This window comes from Streptomyces sp. G-G2 (assembly GCF_030063135.1).
Taxonomy (GTDB): Bacteria; Actinomycetota; Actinomycetes; order Streptomycetales; family Streptomycetaceae; genus Streptomyces.
The window spans coordinates 22,736-41,956 of the sequence record NZ_JASISO010000058.1 but is presented as its reverse complement, the minus strand read 5'-3'; the positions used below and the strand labels follow the sequence as shown (position 1 = coordinate 41,956).

The 19,221-nt window shown below is 73.8% G+C and carries 16 protein-coding genes; 5 read left to right on the top strand and 11 right to left on the bottom strand.

All coding sequences use genetic code 11. The features are described 5' to 3' along the window. Positions 1 to 66: 66 nt before the first annotated feature. Positions 67 to 1,560, bottom strand: a complete 1,494-nt coding sequence (locus QMF80_RS33120) for a fatty acyl-CoA synthetase (protein ID WP_283460169.1) — start codon at positions 1,558 to 1,560, stop codon at positions 67 to 69. 131 nt (positions 1,561 to 1,691) lie between these two features. Between QMF80_RS33120 and QMF80_RS33115 the strand changes: the two genes are divergently transcribed. Then, positions 1,692 to 4,139, top strand: a complete 2,448-nt coding sequence (locus QMF80_RS33115; RefSeq protein WP_283460167.1) for a penicillin acylase family protein — start codon at positions 1,692 to 1,694, stop codon at positions 4,137 to 4,139. A gap of 70 nt (positions 4,140 to 4,209) precedes the next feature. On the opposite strand, the gene QMF80_RS33110 is transcribed toward QMF80_RS33115, so the two are convergent. From QMF80_RS33110 to QMF80_RS33100, 3 genes are all read right to left on the bottom strand, one after another. Further along, on the bottom strand, positions 4,210 to 5,328 hold the full coding sequence (locus QMF80_RS33110; protein ID WP_283460166.1) for a calcium:cation antiporter: 1,119 nt from the start codon (positions 5,326 to 5,328) through the stop codon (positions 4,210 to 4,212). A 156-nt stretch (positions 5,329 to 5,484) separates the two neighbouring features. After that, on the bottom strand, positions 5,485 to 7,116 hold the full coding sequence (locus QMF80_RS33105; protein WP_283460164.1) for an acyl-CoA synthetase: 1,632 nt from the start codon (positions 7,114 to 7,116) through the stop codon (positions 5,485 to 5,487). Continuing rightward, positions 7,113 to 8,249 (bottom strand): NAD(P)H-dependent flavin oxidoreductase, encoded by a 1,137-nt coding sequence (locus QMF80_RS33100; RefSeq protein WP_283460162.1) that lies wholly within the window; start codon positions 8,247 to 8,249, stop codon positions 7,113 to 7,115. The genes QMF80_RS33105 and QMF80_RS33100 overlap by 4 nt, the downstream gene beginning before the upstream one ends. Positions 8,250 to 8,395: 146 nt before the next feature. Between QMF80_RS33100 and QMF80_RS33095 the strand changes: the two genes are divergently transcribed. Then, entirely contained in the window at positions 8,396 to 10,387 is a 1,992-nt protein-coding gene (locus QMF80_RS33095) for a serine hydrolase domain-containing protein (RefSeq protein ID WP_283460160.1), read from the top strand. A 45-nt stretch (positions 10,388 to 10,432) separates the two neighbouring features. On the opposite strand, the gene QMF80_RS33090 is transcribed toward QMF80_RS33095, so the two are convergent. After that, positions 10,433 to 10,702, bottom strand: a complete 270-nt coding sequence (locus QMF80_RS33090) for a hypothetical protein (RefSeq protein WP_283460158.1) — start codon at positions 10,700 to 10,702, stop codon at positions 10,433 to 10,435. Positions 10,703 to 10,712: 10 nt separating this feature from the next. Here QMF80_RS33090 and QMF80_RS33085 point away from each other — a divergent pair, with 10 nt between their 5' ends. Next, positions 10,713 to 10,964 (top strand): hypothetical protein, encoded by a 252-nt coding sequence (locus tag QMF80_RS33085; RefSeq protein WP_283460156.1) that lies wholly within the window; start codon positions 10,713 to 10,715, stop codon positions 10,962 to 10,964. A 262-nt stretch (positions 10,965 to 11,226) separates the two neighbouring features. On the opposite strand, the gene QMF80_RS33080 is transcribed toward QMF80_RS33085, so the two are convergent. Continuing rightward, positions 11,227 to 11,355 carry a hypothetical protein gene (locus QMF80_RS33080; RefSeq protein WP_283460154.1) on the bottom strand — a complete coding sequence of 43 codons (129 nt, stop codon included), beginning with the start codon at positions 11,353 to 11,355 and terminating at the stop codon, positions 11,227 to 11,229. Positions 11,356 to 11,536: 181 nt separating this feature from the next. On the opposite strand from QMF80_RS33080, the gene QMF80_RS33075 reads away from it, so the two are divergent. Next, complete coding sequence (locus QMF80_RS33075; RefSeq protein WP_283460152.1) at positions 11,537 to 11,971, top strand: VOC family protein; 435 nt, start codon at positions 11,537 to 11,539, stop codon at positions 11,969 to 11,971. Positions 11,972 to 12,145: 174 nt separating this feature from the next. Here the strand turns inward: QMF80_RS33075 and QMF80_RS33070 are convergent, their stop codons facing one another. Next, positions 12,146 to 12,874: an LppU/SCO3897 family protein gene (locus QMF80_RS33070; protein ID WP_283460150.1), complete on the bottom strand. Its 729-nt coding sequence runs from the start codon at positions 12,872 to 12,874 to the stop codon at positions 12,146 to 12,148. 222 nt (positions 12,875 to 13,096) lie between these two features. On the opposite strand from QMF80_RS33070, the gene QMF80_RS33065 reads away from it, so the two are divergent. Further along, positions 13,097 to 13,540, top strand: a complete 444-nt coding sequence (locus QMF80_RS33065; protein WP_283460147.1) for a nitroreductase family deazaflavin-dependent oxidoreductase — start codon at positions 13,097 to 13,099, stop codon at positions 13,538 to 13,540. Between the two features lie 43 nt (positions 13,541 to 13,583). Here QMF80_RS33065 and QMF80_RS33060 read toward each other — a convergent pair whose 3' ends face one another. The 4 genes from QMF80_RS33060 to QMF80_RS33045 form a co-directional block, all read right to left on the bottom strand. Then, entirely contained in the window at positions 13,584 to 15,161 is a 1,578-nt protein-coding gene (locus tag QMF80_RS33060) for a phytoene desaturase family protein (protein ID WP_283460145.1), read from the bottom strand. After that, on the bottom strand, positions 15,158 to 17,374 hold the full coding sequence (locus tag QMF80_RS33055; protein WP_283460143.1) for a serine/threonine-protein kinase: 2,217 nt from the start codon (positions 17,372 to 17,374) through the stop codon (positions 15,158 to 15,160). Before QMF80_RS33055 ends, QMF80_RS33060 begins: the two co-directional genes overlap by 4 nt. Continuing rightward, complete coding sequence (locus tag QMF80_RS33050; RefSeq protein ID WP_283460141.1) at positions 17,356 to 18,318, bottom strand: oxygenase MpaB family protein; 963 nt, start codon at positions 18,316 to 18,318, stop codon at positions 17,356 to 17,358. Before QMF80_RS33050 ends, QMF80_RS33055 begins: the two co-directional genes overlap by 19 nt. Positions 18,319 to 18,389: 71 nt before the next feature. Further along, entirely contained in the window at positions 18,390 to 19,157 is a 768-nt protein-coding gene (locus QMF80_RS33045) for an FAD:protein FMN transferase (protein WP_283460181.1), read from the bottom strand. Positions 19,158 to 19,221 lie beyond the last annotated feature (64 nt).

Sequence of the window (19,221 nt, the reverse complement as noted above, 5' to 3'; positions counted from 1 at the left end):
CGCCCCGCCCCGCCCCAGGAGCGTGTCCCGACGCGGACCGGCCCGCTCCCGGCGAGCGGAAGCGGCTCAGCCGAGGCGGTCCCGCAGTTCGCGCTTGAGGATCTTGCCGCTGGCGTTGCGCGGGAGGGCGTCCACGAACAGGACCCGCTTCGGGGCCTTGAAGTGGGCGAGCTTCTCCCGCGCGTAGGCCAGCAGTTCCGCCTCCGTGACGTGTCCGCGCGGCACCACCACCGCCGTCACCGCCTCGATCCACCGCTCGTCCGGCAGCCCGACCACGGCCGCCTCCGCCACCCCCGGGTGGGTGTACAGCACGTCCTCGACCTGCCGGGAGGCCACGAGCACCCCGCCCGAGTTGATGACGTCCTTGACCCGGTCGACCACCGTGAAGTACCCCTGCGCGTCACGCACCGCGAGGTCCCCCGAGCGGAACCAGCCGTCCCGGAAGGCCTTCGCCGTCGCCTCGGGGTCGTTCCAGTACCCCTGGCACAGCTGCGGGGAGCGGTAGACCACCTCGCCCGCCGTCCCGTCCGGCACGTCCGCGCCGTCCTCGTCGACCACCTTCGCCTCGACGTGGCGCACCGGCCGTCCGCAGGAGTCCATCCGCCCCTCGTGCTCGGCCGGTCCCAGTACGGTCGCCAGCGGTCCGATCTCGCTCTGCCCGAAGCAGTTGTAGAACCCGAGCCCGGGCAGCCGGGCGAGCAGCCGCTCCAGCACGGGCACCGGCATGACCGAGGCCCCGTAGTACGCCTTGCGCAGTGCCCCCAGCTCCCGAGTCGCGAACTCGGGGTGGTTGGCCAGGGCGATCCAGACCGTCGGAGGGGCGAACAGGCTGTCCGCACGGCCCGCCTCCACCAGCCCGAAGATCTCCTCGGCGACCGGCGCGTCCAGCACCGTGTTCTCGGCGCCGACGGCGAGGTAGGGCAGCAGGAAGACGTGCGTCTGCGCCGAGTGGTAGAGCGGCAGCGAGTGCAGCGGCAGGTCGTCCTCGGTCAGGTCCAGCGCCTCGATCGCGCTCTCGTACTCGTGGCAGAGCGCCTCGTGGGTCATCACCGCGCCCTTGGGCAGCGCCGTGGTGCCGGAGGTGTAGAGCAGTTGCGCCACGGCCCCGGGCGTCGCGGACGCCTCGTACGGGACCGGCTCGGCCAGTGCCTCCAGGAAGGAGCCGGGGGCGTCCCGCAGCGCCCGGACCGCGGGCCCCGGCGGTACCCGCTCCGCGAGGTCCGGATCGGCGAGGACCAGGGCGCTCCCGGAGTCGTCCAGGATGTGCGCGAGGTCCTCACCGGTGAGGTTCTGGTTGACCGGGACGTGCACGAGCCCGGCCCGGGCGCAGGCGAGGAACGCGATCAGGTAGGCGTCGGAGTTGTGGGCGAAGGTGGCCACCCGGTCGCCGGGCCGCAGTCCGTAGCCCCCGGTGAGCAGGGCGCCCCCGGTGGAGACCGCCGTGTCGAGGTCCTCGTAGGTCCAGCTCCGTTCCCGGTAGCGGACCGCGATCCGCTCCGGGACCCGCCGTGCGGTGGTCCGTACGAGTCCGTCGACCGTGCTGTGCCGCACGTGCGCCATGGAGAGATCCTCATTTCTTCCTGCACCAGGGGTCATTGACAGATCATCAGCTCGCCTGCATGAGTGTGGGGGCACAGCAGACACACAAGTTTCACGCGTAACCACATTTATTCGCAGGCTACTTGGGAGGCATGTTGCGTTTCCGCACCCGCCCGGCCTTACGTAGGGTCGCCCTCACCGGCGCCGCGCTGCTCGTCGCGGCCGGCGCGATCCCCCCGGCCGCGGCCTCGGCCGACTCCGCGCCCGACGCGCGCCATCCGTCCGGGGGCGGGCTGTCCGCCCTCGTCCGCTACACGGAGAACGGCATCCCGCACATCCTGGCCAAGGACTACGCCGACCTCGGCTTCGGCACCGGCTGGGCGCAGGCGGCCGACCAGGTGTGCGTCCTGGCCGACGGGTTCCTGACCGTGACCGGGGAACGCTCGCGCTGGTTCGGCCCCGACGCGGCTCCCGACGGCTCGCTCTCCTCGGCCACCGGGAACCTCTCCAGCGACCTGTACTTCAAGGGCGTCCGGGCGTCCGGCACGGTCGAGAAGCTGCTGGCCACGCCCGCTCCCGCCGGGCCCGGCAAGGACATCCGGGAGCTGATGCGCGGGTGGGCCGCCGGGTACAACGCCTGGCTGGCGCAGAACCGGATCACCGACCCGGCGTGCGAGGGCGCCGCCTGGGTCCACCCGGTGACCACCGTGGACGTGGCGGCCCGGGGCTACGCGGTCGCCGTGCTCGGCGGCCAGGGGCGCGGGATCGACGGGATCACCGCGGCGCGGCCCCCGGCCACGTCCGCCCGTACCGCGGCAGCGCCCAGCGGCGACATCGACCCGGCGGCCGCGGCCGAGGCGGCCCGGCGGCTCTTCGACACCTCCAGCTACGACATGGGCTCGAACGCGGTGGCCTTCGCGGGCTCCGCCACCGCGAGCGGCGGTGGCCTGCTGCTGGGCAATCCGCACTACCCCTGGCAGGGCGGGCGCCGGTTCTGGCAGTCGCAGCAGACCATCCCGGGCGAGCTGAACGTCTCCGGGGGCTCCCTGCTCGGCACCCCCGTGGTCAACATCGGCTTCAACGACAAGGTCGCCTGGAGCCACACCGTGGCCACCGGCACCCCGGTCAACCTGCACCAGCTCGCCCTCGACCCGGCGGACCCGACCGCGTACCTGGTCGACGGGGTCTCCGAGAAGATGACCCGGCGGACCGTCAACGTCCCGGTCAAGGACGGCGCTCCGGTCAGCCGCACCCAGTGGGGCACCCGCTACGGCCCGGTCGTCACCTCCCTCGGCGCGGGCCTGCCGCTGCCCTGGTCCGCGACCACGGCCTACGCGCTGAACGACCCCAACGCGGTGAACCTGCGGGCCTTCGACACCGCCCTCGCCATGGGCAAGGCCCGTTCGGTGGCCGGGATCCAGGACGCGCAGCGGCGCACCCAGGGCCTGCCCTGGGTCAACACGGTGGCCGCCGACTCGGCGGGCAAGACCCTCTTCACCCAGTCCCAGATCGTCCCCCGCATCACGGACGAGCTGGCGGCCCGCTGCTCCACCCCGCTCGGCCGGGCGACGTACCCGTCGGCCGGGCTCGCGGTGCTGGACGGTTCGCGCGGTGACTGCGCGCTCGGCTCGGACCCGGACGCGGTGCAGCCGGGGGTGTTCGGCCCGGCGAAGGCGCCGACGCTGCGGGACGCGGAATACGTCGAGAACTCCAACGACAGCGCCTGGCTGGCCAACGCGGAGCACCCGCTGACCGGCTACGAACGGGTGTGGGGCAACACGGGTACGCCTCGGTCGCTGCGCACCCGCGGCGCGCTGGAGGACGTATCGGCGATGGCGGCCAAGGGGCGGCTGACGGTGGCGGACCTGCAGAAGCAGCAGTTCGCGAACCGGGTTCCGGCCGGTGACCTGGCTGCCGCCGACGCGGCGAAGGCCTGTGCGGCCCTGCCGGGCGGTACGGCGACGGCGAGCGACGGCTCTCCGGTCGACGTCTCGGCGGCCTGCCCGGTGCTGGCGGGCTGGGACCGTACGGCCGAGACGGCCAGCCGGGGAGCGCTGCTCTTCGACCGGTTCTGGCGGCGGCTGACGGCGTCCACGGCGGCCAAGGACCTGTGGCTGGTGCCGTTCTCGGCGGCCGATCCGGTCCGGACCCCCCGGACCCTGAACCAGTCCGCTCCCGGCATCGGGCGGGCCCTGGCGGACACGGTCGTGGAGCTGAAGGCGGCGGGCATCGCCCTGGCCGCGCCGCTCGGCGAGCACCAGTTCGTGGTGCGGAACGGCGAGCGGATCCCGGTCGGCGGCGGCACCGAGGCGCTCGGGGTGTGGGACAAGGTGGAGACGGTGTGGAACCCGGCCCGTGGCGGTTACACGGAGGTCGTGCACGGCTCCAGCCACATCCAGGCGGTCGGCTGGGACGGCGGCCGCTGCCCGGTGGCCCGCACCCTGCTGTCGTACAGCCAGTCCTCGAACCCCAACTCGCCGTACTTCGCCGACCAGACCAGGATGTTCTCCGCCGAGCGCTGGGTGACGTCCCGTTACTGCGAGGCCGACATCCTCACCTCGCCCGCGCTGCGGGTGGTCTGGGCGCGCGAGCGCCGCTGAGGGTCCGCGGCGCCGTACGCCGACCCGCGCGCGGTTCGGCGTACGGCCGGCCGTGGGGCGGTGGCCGGCGTCAGGGGCTGACCGCGAGGAAGAGGTAGGAGGCCAGCAGCATCAGGTGCACGCCGCCCTGGAGCAGGGTCGCCCGGCCCGGCACGATCGTCAGGGCGCTGACGACGACGGTGAGGGCGAGCAGCACCATGTGGATCGCGCCGAGGCCCAGCAGCAGGGGGCCGGTGAGCCAGACGGAGGCGAGGGCGATGGCCGGGATGGTCAGGCCGATGCTCGCGATGGCGGAGCCGTAGGCGAGGTTGAGGCTGGTCTGGACCCGGTCGCGGCGGGCGGCGCGGACGGCGGCGAGGGTCTCGGGCGCCAGGACGAGCAGGGCGATGATCACACCGACGACGGCGTTGGGCAGGCCCGCGCTGGCGACGCCCGCCTCGATGGTGGGCGAGACGGCCTTCGCGTTGCCGACGACGGCGACGAGGGCGACCAGCAGCAGACCGAGGCTGATCATCGCGGCCCGGGCGGTCGGCGGCTCGGCGTGCTCCTCTTCCTCCCCGGCGGCCTCGCGGCGCTTCTTCGCGGCGGTGTCCACGGGCAGGAAGTAGTCGCGGTGACGGACCGTCTGGACCGCGATGAAGAGGCCGTAGAGGGCCAGCGAGGAGACGGCCGCGAAGGCGAGCTGGGCGGTGGAGAACTCGGGCCCGGGCTTGCTGGTGGTGAAGGTCGGGATGACCAGGCTGAGTACGGCGAGGGTGGCGACGGTGGCCAGCGCGGCCCCGGAGCCCTCGGCGTTGAAGGCGGCGACCCGGTTGCGCAGGGCGCCGACGAGCAGCGACAGGCCGACGATGCCGTTGCAGGTGATCATGACCGCGGCGAAGACGGTGTCACGGGCGAGGGAGGCGGTCTTGTCGCCGCCGTCGGCCATCAGCGTGACGATGAGGGCCACTTCGATGACGGTGACCGCGACGGCCAGGACGAGGGAGCCGAAGGGTTCGCCCACCCGGTGGGCGACCACCTCGGCGTGGTGGACGGCCGCCAGCACCGCGCCCGCGAGGCACAGGGCGACGAGCGCCACCGCGAACGAGGGCAGCTCGCGCCCCCAGCTGAAGGCGAGCGCGACGAGCGCCACCACGGGGACCAGGAGTGTCCAGTCGGTCAGGGGGGATCTGCGGGTTGCCGTACTCATACGGCCACGCTGCCAGAACCGGCCCCGCGGTGCGGCGCAAGGCGCGCCGCCGGGACCCCGGCGTGGAACATCTCACAAAATCTCCGGGCGTTTCGGGCAACCCCCGAGCGATCGGCCCGCAGGGGGCGCCCTTCCGGTACGCGCGCTGACGCCCGGTCACATCGCCCGGTCGTGGCCCTCCCAGTACGGCTCGCGCAGCCGCCGCTTGTAGAGCTTGCCGTTCGGGTCGCGCGGCATCGTCTCGATGAAGTCGACCGTCTTGGGCCGCTTGTACCCGGCGAGCTGCCGCTCGCAGTGGGCGAGGATCTCGGCGGCCAGCGCCTCGCCCGGCTCGTGGCCCTCGGCCGCCTCGATGACCGCCTTGACCTCCTCGCCCCAGTCCCCGTTCGGTATGCCGAAGGCGGCGGCGTCGGCGACGGCCGGGTGGGTGAGCAGCGCGGACTCGATCTCGGCGGGGTAGATGTTGACCCCGCCCGAGATGATCATGTCGATCTTGCGGTCGCGGAGGAAGAGGTAGCCCTCCTCGTCCATCAGGCCGAGGTCGCCGACGGTGAAGAAGTCACCGATCCGGTTCTTCTTCGTCTTGCCCTCGTCCTTGTGGTAGCTGAATCCGCCGGTGCTCATCTTCATGTAGACGGTGCCGAGTTCCCCGGCCGGCAGCCGGTTGCCGTCGTCGTCGAAGACGGCCAGCTCACTGATCGGCCAGGCCTTACCGACCGTTCCCGGCTTCTTGAGCCAGTCCTCGGCGGTGGCGAAGGCCCCGCCGCCCTCGCTGGCGGCGTAGTACTCCTCCACACAGCTGCCCCACCACTCGATCATCGCCCGCTTGACGTGGTCGGGGCAGGGCGCGGCGCCGTGGATGGCATGGCGCATCGAGCTGACGTCGTACTGGTCCTTGACCTCCTGCGGGAGCGCGAGGAGGCGGTGGAACTGCGTGGGCACCATGTGCGTGTGCGTGCAGTGGTGCACGGCCATCAGCCGCAGCATCTCGGCGGGCGTCCACTTGTCCATCAGGACGAGCGGGTGGCCGATGTGCAGGGACGCGCCCGCGAACTGGAGCACGGCCGTGTGGTAGAGCGGAGAGCAGACGAGGTGGACGTTCCCCTCGAAGGGGCGGATGCCGAAGATGCCGAGGAAGCCGCCGAGGTACGTCTCCTCCGGGAGCTTGCCGGGCAGCGGGCGGCGGATGCCGCGGGGGCGGCCGGTGGTGCCGGAGGTGTAGTTCATGACCCAGCCGAGCGTGCGGTCGGCGGGCGGCTCGGCGCTCTGCCCGTCGAGGAGTTCGGCGTACGGACGGAACCCGCCGATGGCTCCGACGGTTCCGACGGTTCCGACGGTTCCGACGGCGTAGCGGTGGCTCGCGGGGAGCCCCGCCTCGTCGGCCGCGCCGGTGGCGGCCTCGGCGAAGCGTTCGTGGGCGATGAGCACCTTCGCGCCGGAATCGGAGACGATCCAGGCGATCTCGGGGCCGACCAGGTGGTGGTTGACCGGGACCAGGTAGAAGCCGGCCTGGGCGGCGGCGAGGTAGGCGGTGACGAACTCGACGCCGTTGGGCAGGACGACGGCGAAGACGTCACCGCGCTCCAGGCCCGCCGCGCGCAGCCCGTGCACCAGGCGGTTGGCGTCGGCGTGCAGGCGCCCGGCGGTCCACTCCTCGCCCTCGGGGGCGACCAGTACGGTGCGGTCGGGGTCGGCGCTCGCCTGGGCCCAGAAGCCGTTGGGGCCGGTGGGGGCGGCGGGGGCGGCGGAGCCCTTCGGGCCGCCGGAGCCGCTGGGGGGCTGGGTCATGACTGGGGTTCCTCCTTCGGGACCGGCCCGGACCGGCCCGCGATGCGGGTGATGCGGTCGATGGCCCGTTCGAAGCCCCGGGTGAGGTCGTCGAAGACCGCCTGGACGCTGCGCTCGCTGTTCATCCGGCCCACGATCTGGCCCACGGGGGTACCGAGCAGTGGCTGGACCTCGTACTTCTGGATGCGGGAGACCGCCTCGGCGACCAGCAGGCCCTGGAGCGGCATGGGCAGCGCGCCCGGGCCGCTGGGGTCGTCCCAGGCGTCGGTCCACTCGGTGCGCAGCTGGCGGGCGGGTTTGCCGGTCAGTGCCCGGGAGCGGACGGTGTCGCCGGAGCCCGCGGCGAGGAGCTTCGCGGTGAGGGCGCGGGAGTGCAGGTCGGCCTCGGTGGTCGTGAGCCAGAGGGAGCCGAGCCAGGCTCCCTGGGCGCCGAGGGCGAGGCCGGCGGCGATCTGCTCGCCGCTTCCGATGCCGCCCGCGGCGAGTACCGGCAGCGGGGCGACGGCCTCGACGATCTCGGGGACCAGGACCATGGTGGCGATGTCGCCGGTGTGGCCGCCCGCCTCGTAGCCCTGGGCGACGACGATGTCGATGCCCGCCTCGGCGTGGCGGCGGGCGTGGGTGGCGGTGCCGGCCAGGGCGGCGACGAGGACCCCGTGGTCGTGGGCGCGCCGGATGACGTCCGCGGGTGGGGAACCGAGGGCGTTGGCGAGGAGTTTGATGGGGTAGTCGAAAGCTACGTCGAGCTGGTTGCGGGCCACCTGTTCCATCCAGCCGGTGATGCGCCAGCCGGAGGCCTCGCCCTCGGCGAGTTCGGGGACCTGGTGCTTCGCGAGGGTCTCGCGGACGAAATCGCGGTGCCCGGCGGGGATCATCGCCTCGATGTCGGCTTCGGAGATGCCGTCGACGGCCTTCTTGGCCGGCATGACGACGTCGAGGCCGTAGGGCTTGCCGTCGACGTTGTCCTGCATCCAGTCGAGGTCGCGCTTGAGGTCGTCGGGGGCGGTGTAGCGGACCGCGCCGAGGACGCCGAACCCGCCCGCGCGGGTGATGGCCGCGGCGACCGCCGGGAAGGGCGTGAAGCCGAAGATGGCGTGTTCGACTCCGAGTTTCTTGCTCAGCTCCGTCTCCATGGGCGGCAGGATGCCGCAGGGCGGCACGCGAGGGAAGAGATTTTCTGATGCTGTGTCAGATTCTTTGCGGGCCGGTCGTGACGGGGTCGATGGGGTGGGCGGGCAGATACTGGGTGGCGCGCGCGACAGCGGACAGGAGGCCGGACATGAGCCAGGACACGGGGGCCGTCAGGGGCGAGGACGGACGCGGGGGCGGGGGCGGCGCGGGACGTGGACACGGGAGCAGCGGCGGGGAGTGGAGCGGCAGCAGCGGGAACGGGGCCGCGCACGGGCACGGGAGCGGCGACGGCCACGGGGCCGGGAGCGGTGGGCTGAGCCGCAGGCGGCTCGGGGCCCGGCTGCTCGCGCTCGGCGGGGTCCTGCTCGTCCACGCGGCGCTGCCGGGCGGGACGGCGGGCGCGGCGGGCCGCGGCACCGCGGGAGCCCCGGGGACGGGACCGGGCGGGAATCCCGTCGAGCGGCGCGCCTTGCAGGGGCTGCGGCTGCGCTACGGATCGGCGCGGCAGGCGGGCCTGTTGGAGCGGCATCTGGAGGCGACGGCGGACGAGGCCCGGAGGTTCCTCGGCCCCTCCCCCGAACACCCCTACTACGCGGGCGCCGTGGTGCTCGCCGGGCGCGGCCGGACGGTGGCCCTGCACCGGGCGATGGGGTACGCCGTGCGCTACGCGGAGTACGACGGCCGGACCGACCGGGTCCGCGAGTTCCCGACGGCGGAGCGGATCGAGATGGCCGAGGACACGGTCTTCGACCTGGCCTCGCTGACCAAGCTGTTCACCTCGGTGCTGGCGGTGCAGCAGATGGAGCGGGGGCGGCTGGAACTGGAGGCTCCGGCGGCGCGCTACCTGCCCGGGTTCACCGGGGGCGGCAAGGAGGTGATCACGGTCCGGCAGCTGCTGACCCACACCTCGGGGCTGCGGTCATGGGCGCCGTTCTACCAGGAGGCCACCCGGGAGGGGCAGCTGAGGCTGCTGTGGTCGGTGCGGCCTCAGGAGACGCCGGGGAGCGTCTACCGGTACTCGGACCTCAACCTGATCACGCTTCAGCTGATCCTGGAACGGATCACCGGTCGCACTCTGGACGCACTGCTCCACGACGAGATCACCGCTCCGCTCGGGATGCACCGCACGCGTTTCAATCCACCGCTCTCCTGGCGCCGGGTGACGGCGGCCACCGAAATCCAGCGCCCACCCTGGTCGGGGCTGGACCGCGGCCTCGTCTGGGGCGAGGTCCACGACGAGAACGCCCACGCCCTCGGCGGGGTCGCGGGCCACGCCGGGGTCTTCGGCACCGCCTGGGACCTGGCCGTTCTCGCCCGCACCCTGCTCGACGGCGGGGTCTACGCCGGGAAGCGGATCCTGCGGCCCGCCTCCGTGGAACTCCTCTTCACCGACTTCAACACCGCCTTCCCCGGCGACGACCACGGCCTCGGCTTCGAGCTCTACCAGCACTGGTACATGGGCGCAATGGCCACGCCCCACTCCGCCGGGCACACCGGCTTCACCGGTACCTCGCTGGTCCTGGACCCCTCCACGGACTCGTTCCTGGTCCTGCTGGGCAACTCCGTCCACCCCGTGCGGACCTGGCGGGCCGGGAGCGCGCCGCGGGTCGCGGTGGGCAACCACTTCGCCCGCGCGGTACCCGTCCGCACCCGGCACGGCGGCCCCGCCTGGTTCTCCGGGATCACCCCCGGCGGCTCGGGCACGCTCACCCTGCCCCCGCTCACCCCCGCGACGGCCGAGGCGAAGCTGCGGTGCGCGGTGTGGTGGGACGCGGTGCCGGGCGCGGGCGGCTTCTCCCTCGAAGCGGCCGACGCCGACGCCGGGCCGGACGCTCCGTGGCGGCCGGTGCCGTTCAGCACGGTACGGACCACCGGAGGCACCCCCGAACAGTGGCCGCGGGGCACGGCCACCGGCTGGTCGGGCCGGATCTGGCACCGATTGGAGGCCCCGCTGACCGAGTGGGCGGGACGCGAGGTCCGTCTGCGCCTGCGCCACGAGGCCACGGGCCGCTACGTGGGACGCGGGGTGTACGTGGACGTGATCCGCGTATCGGAACGGACCCGGCTCCTCTTCGCCGAGGACCGCCCGTCCGACGCGTCCCGCCTCGACGCGCGGGGCTGGACCCGCTCGGCGGACTGAGCCCGCTGCCCGAAGCCCCGGCGCCGGCCCGCTCGACGTACGCGGTCACCGTTCGGCGGCCGGGACCAGCCCCGGGGCGAAGCGGTAGGACACGGCCTCCATCAGCGGCTTGCGCCGGGTGTTCTGGAAGGCGGCGATCCGCCACTGCCCGGCCCCGTCCCTGGCCACGTCCCCGTTCCCGTCCCTGGCCACGTCCCCGTTCCCGTCCCTGGCCACGTCCCGGACCAGCGTGTAGGTCTGGATCTTGGAGAGTTTCACTGGGCGCTCGCCCTTGTACGTGTCCCCGCGACCGTTCACCACGGCCACGTCCGGCATCGCGGAACCCGTGCCCGACGCCCTGGAGGGAGTCGAGGAGGCCGTCGGTCCGGCCCGCCGTCACACCGCGGCGCTGCTCAGCACGTACGCGCCGGAACAACAGGCCCTGCTCTTCGACTACTTCGCCCGCGCCACGCCCGCCTTCCGCGCGGCCACGGAGGAGATCCGCGCCAACACCGCGCCCCGGCGCGGCAAGAGCCGCACCGGGGCGAACGGGCCGGTCGGGCCGGACACGCCGACGGGGTCACAGGACCCGGCGTAGGCGGCAGCCGGGTCCGCGGCCCGGGACCCGGCCCCGGACCCGTCATCAGCTCAGGTGCCGGGCGAAGAACGGCGACGAGCCGTCCGTCCCGGTCCGCGGCACCTCCCCGTGCTTGCACGGGTTGCCGTGCAGCGTCTTCTCGGCCGAACCGAAGGCCGCGCACCCGCGTTCGGCGACGAACCTGAGCGCGCCCCTGAATGTCGGGGGCCGTCTCGTGCTGCCCGCCGCCGTGTCCCCTCAGGACCAGCGGACGGCAACCGGCTCAGCCGCTCATGTGCTGGAGCGTCCGTTGCTCCCAGCGCTGGAGCGCCCAGGCGCGTCGGATCGGGCGGCGGACGGCGATGACGACGCGGGCCAGAGCGATGGAGGAGTCGACGTTGCCGACGCTCACGGCGAGTGGGTAGGGTCTGCCGGGTGACTGCCGGGTCGGCCTTGGGCCATACACGTAGCGGGTTCCCGGCCTCCGAGTGATCGTGAGGCGGGCCAGAGCCCCGCCCTTCCTCCGTGTCTTCCCGACCGGCGCCCTCGCGCCGCCTTCCCAGTGGATCCAAGGCCCGGAGAAGCAGCCACATATGACGACCCACCAGCATTCCCAGCAGCACCACGCGACCGGACCGACGACGGCCGTCGTCCGGCTCGACCACACCGCCGTCTACGCCCGTGACCGACGGCTGTCCGCCGAGTTCATCACCGCCGTCCTCGGTCTGACCGCGAGCGCCCCCTTCGGGCCCTTCCTTCCCGTCGACCTCGGCAACGGCGTGACGCTCGACTACTACGAGAAGCGCGACGAGCCGATCCAGGCGCAGCACTACGCCTTCCTCGTGCCCGACGAGGGGTTCGACGGCATGATCGCCCGGCTGGAAGCCCTCGGCGTCACCTACTACGCCGACCCTCAGCACGCCGAACCCGGCCGGGTCAACCGCCTGTTCGGCGGCCGGGGCGCGTACTTCGCGGATCCCGACGGCCACAACATGGAGATCATGACCCGGCCGTACGCCCGGCCGTAGAACGACGGCCTAGTGCCGCGTCAGGCAGTGTTTGCCCGTTGAGGAGCGGCGTCCGGTGCGTGCTCTCGGCGTGCCGGCCGGAAGCCCTTGTACTGGACATACGTGGGCTTTCGGCCGGTGCGGCGAGAGTGCGTGCGGCGCGTCGCGACGGGGCAGGCATTGCCTGACGCGGCACTAGGAACGGGCGTAGGAGCCGAGCCCGACCACGCAGTACACGTACTCGTTGAGGGTGATCCCGCCCCGGCTGTAGCGGTAGGAGAAGCCGTACTCCGTCTTGGGGTTGGCGTTGCAGCGCTTCATGTCCGAGGTGCCCGGAATGCTCTCGATCACTTTGTAGTGCGCGTCGGACGCCGAGCAGGGCACCTCGCGCACGTCGTCCACGCGCTGCGCCGTCGTGGAGTCCGGCAGCGTTCCGTTGAGGCAGGTCCCCCGGTCGAAGGGGCTGGGGGCCGCCTCGGAGGGCGTGGCGGCCGCCCCGCCCGAGGTGCCCGTCGACTGGTCCGAAGTCCCTCCCGGGACGCCCGGGAGGGAGGGGATGGGCACCGGAGGGAGTGACCAGGCGCTGAAGGAGGGAACGGGCGACGGCCGGGCGGCCTTCTTGCCGTCGTCCCCGCTGTTGGCCACGATCAGCCCGATGACCACGGCGACGGCGACCCCGACGGCGATCAGGCAGCCCCGGCCGCTCTTGGCGGGCGCGGTCCCCGGCTGTCCCGGGACCGCGCCGGGGTCCACCCGGATGCGCAGCAGCACCTCGGTGTCGCCGACCCGGGCCCGGACGAGGTCCCCGTCCGCGGCGGGCGGAATTCTGAGCCGGGCGGTGCCGGTCGGCGTCGGAACGGTGAGGATCACCCCTGCGACGGCCTGCTGCGGGGTGAGCGTTATGGGAATCTCTGGCGAGGACACCGGGGCTCCAAGCGGTGATGGCGCGGATACTGCCTGACGGACCCCCACGGATTCTGCCCGGTACCCGGCAGGGGACGCAGACGTTCCGCCGCATCGGGCCACCCCTTCGCGGGCGGGGCGCCGGGGCCGCACGGGTGCCATGGGCATAAACCCCGCACCCCCGGGCGTTGTTGGTCGTTGACGGTTCAACACCGACAGTCGCGACCTGGAGGCAGACCGCACATGACCGACATCGACTGGGACCACCCGACCGACCCCAAGCCCGGCTGGCAGCTGGACCACGTGAACCTGTACGTGGGGTCGAACGGCGCCGAGGGCCGGCACTGGAACGGCACCCAGACCCTGCTGCTCACCACCATCGGGCGCAAGAGCGGCAACCCGGTCCGTACCCCGCTCATCTACGGCGACCAGGACGGGCGTTACTTCATCGTCGCGTCCAAGGGCGGCGCCCCCGAGCACCCGCTCTGGTACCTGAACCTGACCGAGCACCCCGAGGTGCGCATCCAGGTCGGACCCAAGATCATGCAGGGCAACGCGCGTACCGCCACGTCCGAGGAGCGCGCCGCGGCCTGGCCGATGATGGTCGAGCACTGGCCCGCCTACGACGAGTACCAGACCAAGACCGACCGCGAGATCCCGATCGTGGTCATCGACCCGATCGCGTAGGGCAGGCACCTCGACGGGCCGGCGGGGTCGGCGGATCAGCAGGTCAGCGGCCCAGTACGGCCATCGCCGCGTTGTGGCCCGGCACCCCGCTGACCCCGCCGCCGCGCACCGCGCCCGCGCCGCACAGCAGGACATCGGGGTGCCGGGTCTCCACGCCCCAGCGCCCCGCGCCCCGCTCGGCGTAGGGCCAGGACAGGTCCTGGTGGAAGATGTGCCCGCCGGGCAGGCCCAGTTCACGCTCCAGGTCCAGCGGTGTCTTGGCCTCGACGCACGGGCGGCCGTCCGCGTCGAGCGCCAGGCAGTCGGCGAGCGGCTCGGCGAGGTGCGCGTCCAGCTGGGCCAGGGTCGCGGCGAGCAGCGCCTCCCGCGTCCCCCGGTTGTCCTTCTCGAACAGCCGGGCCGGGGTGTGCAGTCCGAAGAGGGTCAGGGTCTGGTAGCCCCCCGCCACGAGGTCCGCGCCGAGGATCGTGGGGTCGGTCAGCGAATGGCAGTAGCTCTCCGAGGGCGGTGCGGTGGGCAGTTCGCCGGTGGCCGCCTCGGCGTAGGCACGCGCCAGCTGCTCGTACCCCTCCCCGATGTGGAAGGTTCCGGCGAAGGCCTCGCGCGGGTCCACCGAGGTGTCGCGGAGCCGGGGCAGCCGCCGCAGCAGCATGTTGACCTTGAGCTGCGCGCCCTCCGGGGCCGGGGGCGGAGTCTCGCCGAGCAGCCGGGACAGCTCCCGCGGTGAGGCGTTGACCAGCACCTTGCGGGCGCCGACCCGGCCTTCACCGCGGTCGGTCCGGTAGGTCACCTCCACCGGCCCGCTCACCGCGGAGTCGGCGTCCACGTCGATCCGCAGCGCCTCGTGACCGGTGACGATCTCGGCGCCCGCCCCGCGCGCGGCGGCGGCGAGCGCGTCGGTCAGCGCGCCCATGCCGCCGACCGGGACGTTCCAGTCGCCCGTGCCGCCGCCGATCACGTGGTAGAGGAAACAGCGGTTCTGGGCGAGGGACGGGTCGTGGGCGTCCGCGAAGGTGCCGATCAGCGCGTCCGTGAGGACCACCCCCCGCACGAGGTCGTCGGCGAAGCGCTCCTCGACCGCGCGGCCCAGCGGTTCCTCGAACAGCATCCGCCAGGCCGCCTCGTCGTCGATCCGCGCCCGCAGGGCCGCGCGGTCGGGCAGCGGTTCGGTGAGGGTGGGGAAAACCCTCCGGGCGAGGCGCCCGGTGGTCGCGTAGAAGGCCCGCCAGCGCTCGTACTCCCGCTCCGAACCGGTCAGCCGGGCGAAGGACGCGCGGGTGCGGGCCTCGCCGCCGCCGACGAGCAGGCCACCGGGACGGCCGGAGCGTGCGGTCGGGGTGTACGAGGACACGGTGCGCTCCCGGACCGCGAACTCCAGCCCCAGCTCCCGCACGATCTTGGATGGCAGCAGCGAGACCAGGTACGAGTACCGCGACAGCCGGGCGTCGACCCCGGTGAAGGGGCGGGTGGAGACGGCGGCGCCGCCGGTGTGCCCGAGCCGTTCCAGGACGAGGACGGAGCGGCCCGCCCGGGCCAGGTAGGCGGCGGCGACCAGGCCGTTGTGCCCGCCGCCCACGATCACCGCGTCGTACACGCCCTGGAACCGCTGCTCCTTGGTCATGGCTCTTGGTAGCACACCTGGCCGAGCCGCTCCAGACAGTGCGCCTCGTCCGCGTGGGCGGCCACCGTGTCCGGGTGGTCGGCGCCCAGGACGCGTTCGCGGGTCCGGGCGACCTCCCGGTAGACCGGCAGCGCGTCGTCCCAGCGGCCCAGCCGGCCCAGGCCCACGGCCACTTCGCGACGGCTGACCAGGGTGTCGGGGTGCTCGGGGCCGAGGGCCTCGGCACGCAGCGCGGCCACCTGGCGGGCCTCGGCGACCGCCTCCGCCCAGCGGCCGAGGCGGCCGAGGTTGACGCCGACGACGTGCCGGGCGCGCAGGGTCTCGGGGTCGGCGGCGCCGTAGCCCCGGGTCCGGTCGCGCGCCAGCGAGCGGAACAGGTCCAGGGCCTCGGGGGTGCGGCCGAGCCTGCCGAGACCGATGCCGACCTCGTAGCGGGCGGCGAGGGTGTCGGGGTGGTCCCGCCCCAGGATCCGCTCACGGGCGGCGGCGACCACGCGGTAGGCGACCAGGGCCTCCTGCCAGCGGCCGAGCTGCCCCAGGGCGTAGCCGACCTCGTACCAGGTCAGCAGGGTGTCCGCGTGGTCGGGGCCGAGCACCCGGGCCCGGGCGGCGGCCACTTCCTCGGCGGTCCGGTGCGCGTCGGCGAGCCTGCCGAGGCGGCTCAGGCTGAAGGCCAGGTTGTGGCGGCAGCGCAGGGTGTCGGGGTGGTCGGCGCCCATGGTCCGCTCCCGGGCGGCGAGCACCGCCTCGTAGACCTGGTGCGCCTGCTGGTGGCGGCCGAGCTGGCCCAGGACGTACGCCGTCTCCTGGCGCGCGGCGAGGGTGTCCGGGTGGTCGGGGCCGAGGGTACGGGCGCGGCCCTCGGCGACCTCGGTGTGCGCGGCCAGCGCGTCGGCGGGGCGCCCGGCCCGGCTGAGCGCGAAGGCGTGCGCGGAGACCGCGGCGAGGGTCTCGGGGTGGTCCGGGCTCAGCGGGCGCGGGCTGACCCGGCCGTACGCCGCGGTCAGCCGCGGGTCCTCGGGCGCGGAGGGACGTACGAGGCCCCCCGCGGGCGAGTCCCCGGGGGCCGGGTCGGCGGTCAGGGCGGCGCTGGGTTCGGCGGCTGGGTCGGCCGCGGGCGCGGGCTCCGGCTGCGGGACGGGCACCGGGACCGGCTGCGGGGCCGATTCCCGGGTGGAGTGCGCCTCGGACGGCTCCCGGACGGGGGCCGCGGGGCGCGCGGCCGTCCACGAGCCGGTCAGCACTGCCCACGCACCGCTCGCCGGGCGGGCCTCCAGGCCCGCTTTGCGCCCCGCGGTCATCCCGAGGGCCCAGGCGGGCAGTGCCGGCGGGCCGTCGGGCGCGTCGACGGAACCACGCCGGGCCTCGACCAGCCGCCGGTGCAGCCCGCGCGCGTCGGCGGGCCGGTCCTCGGGCCGCTTGGCCAGCAGGTCGAGCACCACCCGCTCGAAGTGGACGGGGAGTTCGGGGCGGTGCTCGCGCGGCGGTACGGGCGCGGTGTCGCGGTGGCCGACCAGGACGGACCAGGAGTCGCCGAGGTCGAAGGGCGGGGCTCCGGTGGCGATCTCGTACAGGACGCAGCCGAGGGAGTAGAGGTCGCTGCGGTGGTCGACCTCGCCGCCCGCGATCTGCTCGGGCGACATGTAGTGCGGGGTGCCCATGGCCATACCGCCGCCGGTGAGTTTGGCGGTGAAGCCGATGTCGGCGGCGAGCCGGGCGATCCCGAAGTCGCAGATCTTCACCGTGCCGTCGGTGAGCCGCATGATGTTGGCGGGCTTGAGGTCGCGGTGGACCACACCCTGGTCGTGGGTGTAGCCGAGGGCGGCGGCGAGCTGTTCCGCGATGTCCACGACGACGTCGACGGGCAGCGGGCGGGCGTCGTTCTCCTCCAGCAGCTGGCTGAGATTGCTCCCCTCCAGCAACTCCATGACCAGGTAGAGGGGTCCGCCCGTGGCGCTGTCGTCGCCGAAGTCGTGCACCACGGTGACGCCGCGGTGCTGGAGGGAGGCGGCGACCCGCGCCTCGCGCCGGAAGCGCTCGCGCAGTACCTGGGTGAAGTGGGCGTCCTGTTCGGCGCCGAGCGGTTTGAGGCACTTCACGGCGACATGCCGGCCGAGCGACTCGTCGCGGGCGCGCCACACTTCGCCCATGCCACCGCGACCGATCAGATCGAGCGACCGGTACCGCCCCTGGATCAGCCTGGACTCAGCCATGTCCTACTGTCGCCCCCGTCGTCGTGCTCCACCCTCCCCGGCCGGTCCAGTATGGCCGCTGATGTGCGCAGCGCGTGCGTCGAGGGGCGGCTCCCGGGGCCCATGCGGCGCATCGCTCTCAAGATGTGACCTGGCGGCAGCTGCCAGCGCAGACGTGCGGGAATGACGCGCAGGACGAGGCCGGTGAGGCGCAGGCGCCGGGTGACGGCTCGCGGGGCGGGTGCGGGGCGCCCGTACAGCTGGTGCGCGTACGCCGGGAGGGAGCCGTAGGCCGTCCCGGCCAGGGGCCGCCACAGCAGGTTTCGGCCAGGCACGAGGAGCGGGTGGACGGGCGGCCCGCGCAGGAAGTCGTCCACGGCGCGGGCGTCGGCGCCCGCCGCGAGAAGGGGGCGGACCTCCTCGAAGTACGCGGCCAGCTCGGCGGTGGTGGCGGGGACCCCGGCGGGGTCGAGGCCGACGAGGCGGGCGTTGGTCCGGTTCTCGTCCACGTACCGGTCGGCCTGGGCGGCGGTGAGGGGGACGCCGGAGCGGCGCAGTATGTGCAGGAAGGAGTCGATCTGCGCGCAGTGGATCCACAGCAGCAGATCGGGGTCGTCGACGGGGAAGGGCTCACCCGTGACGGGGTCGGTCGCGGACAGCATCCGGTGGATCTTCCGGACCCGGGCTCCGGCGCGCTCGGCGGCGTCGGTGGTGCCGTAGGTGAGGGTGCCGACGAAGTCGGCGGTGCGCATGAGCCGCCCCCAGGCGTCCTCGCGGAAGTCCGAGTTCTCCATCACCCCGCGTACGGCGCGCGGGTGCAGGGCCTGGAGGTACAGCGCCCGGACTCCGGCGATCCACATGATCGGGTCGCCGTGGCACTGCCAGGTCACGGAGCCGGGCCCGTACAGCCCGGGGTCGGCTCCCCCGCGCGCGCCCCCGCCCGCTCCGTACGGCGCTCCGCTCATCGGTGGCCTCCCGTCGCCGCTGTCGAGCGTACCGACTGGGCGGTGCGTGCGGCAGGGGGATCCGGTGTGCTTCAGGCCGGGCCGTGGCCCGGGGTGCGAAGGCGGCCCTGGTCTCCGAGCGGGGGCGCGAGCGGGAAGCGGGCGGTGTGGCGGGCCGTGCCGTCGGGGCAGACGGTGAGGAGCTGGTAGCCGGGGCGGGACCCGATCCAGTCGTGCGCGTCGGGGCCCAGCACCACGGCGGCGGTGGCCCAGGTGTCGGCCCAGGTCAGGTCGGGGCCGGTGACGGTGGCGGCGAGCAGCCGGTGGGCGGGGCGTCCGGTGCGCGGGTCGAGGATGTGCGCGCCGCGTTCGGCTCCCCCCGAGGTGGCGACGGCGAAGTCGCGGCCCTGGACGGTGGTCAGTAGTCGGCCCGGCCGCCGCGGGTCGGCGATGCCGACGCGCCAGGGGCGGCCGGGCTCGGGCTCACCCCCGAGGCGGATGTCACCGCCTCCGTTGACGGCGCTGCGGGGTGCTCCGGCGGCGCGCAGGATGGCGTACGCCTGCTCGGTGGCCCAGCCCTTGACCAGCCCCGAGGGATCCAGGCGTCGGCCGGCCCGGGCCGAGAAGCAGCCCCGGGTGGCGCTCTCGGCGCGTTCGCACAGCTCCAGCACCCGCTCGACCTCGGCCGGGGCGTCGGCCCGGTGCATCGAGCCGTCGGCGATCCGGCTGATGGCGCTGTCGGGCCGGTAGGTGGAGAAGACCCGGTCCACGTGGTGCAACCAGGCCACCGCCTCCCGCAGGGCGCGCGCGAGGGCGGGGGTGGGGCGGTGGCGCAGGTCGAAGGAGAAGACGGTGCCCATGACGTGCTCGGTGTGGCGCAGCCCCGGCCGGGGGGCGGTGCCGGGGACGGGTTCGAGGGTGCGG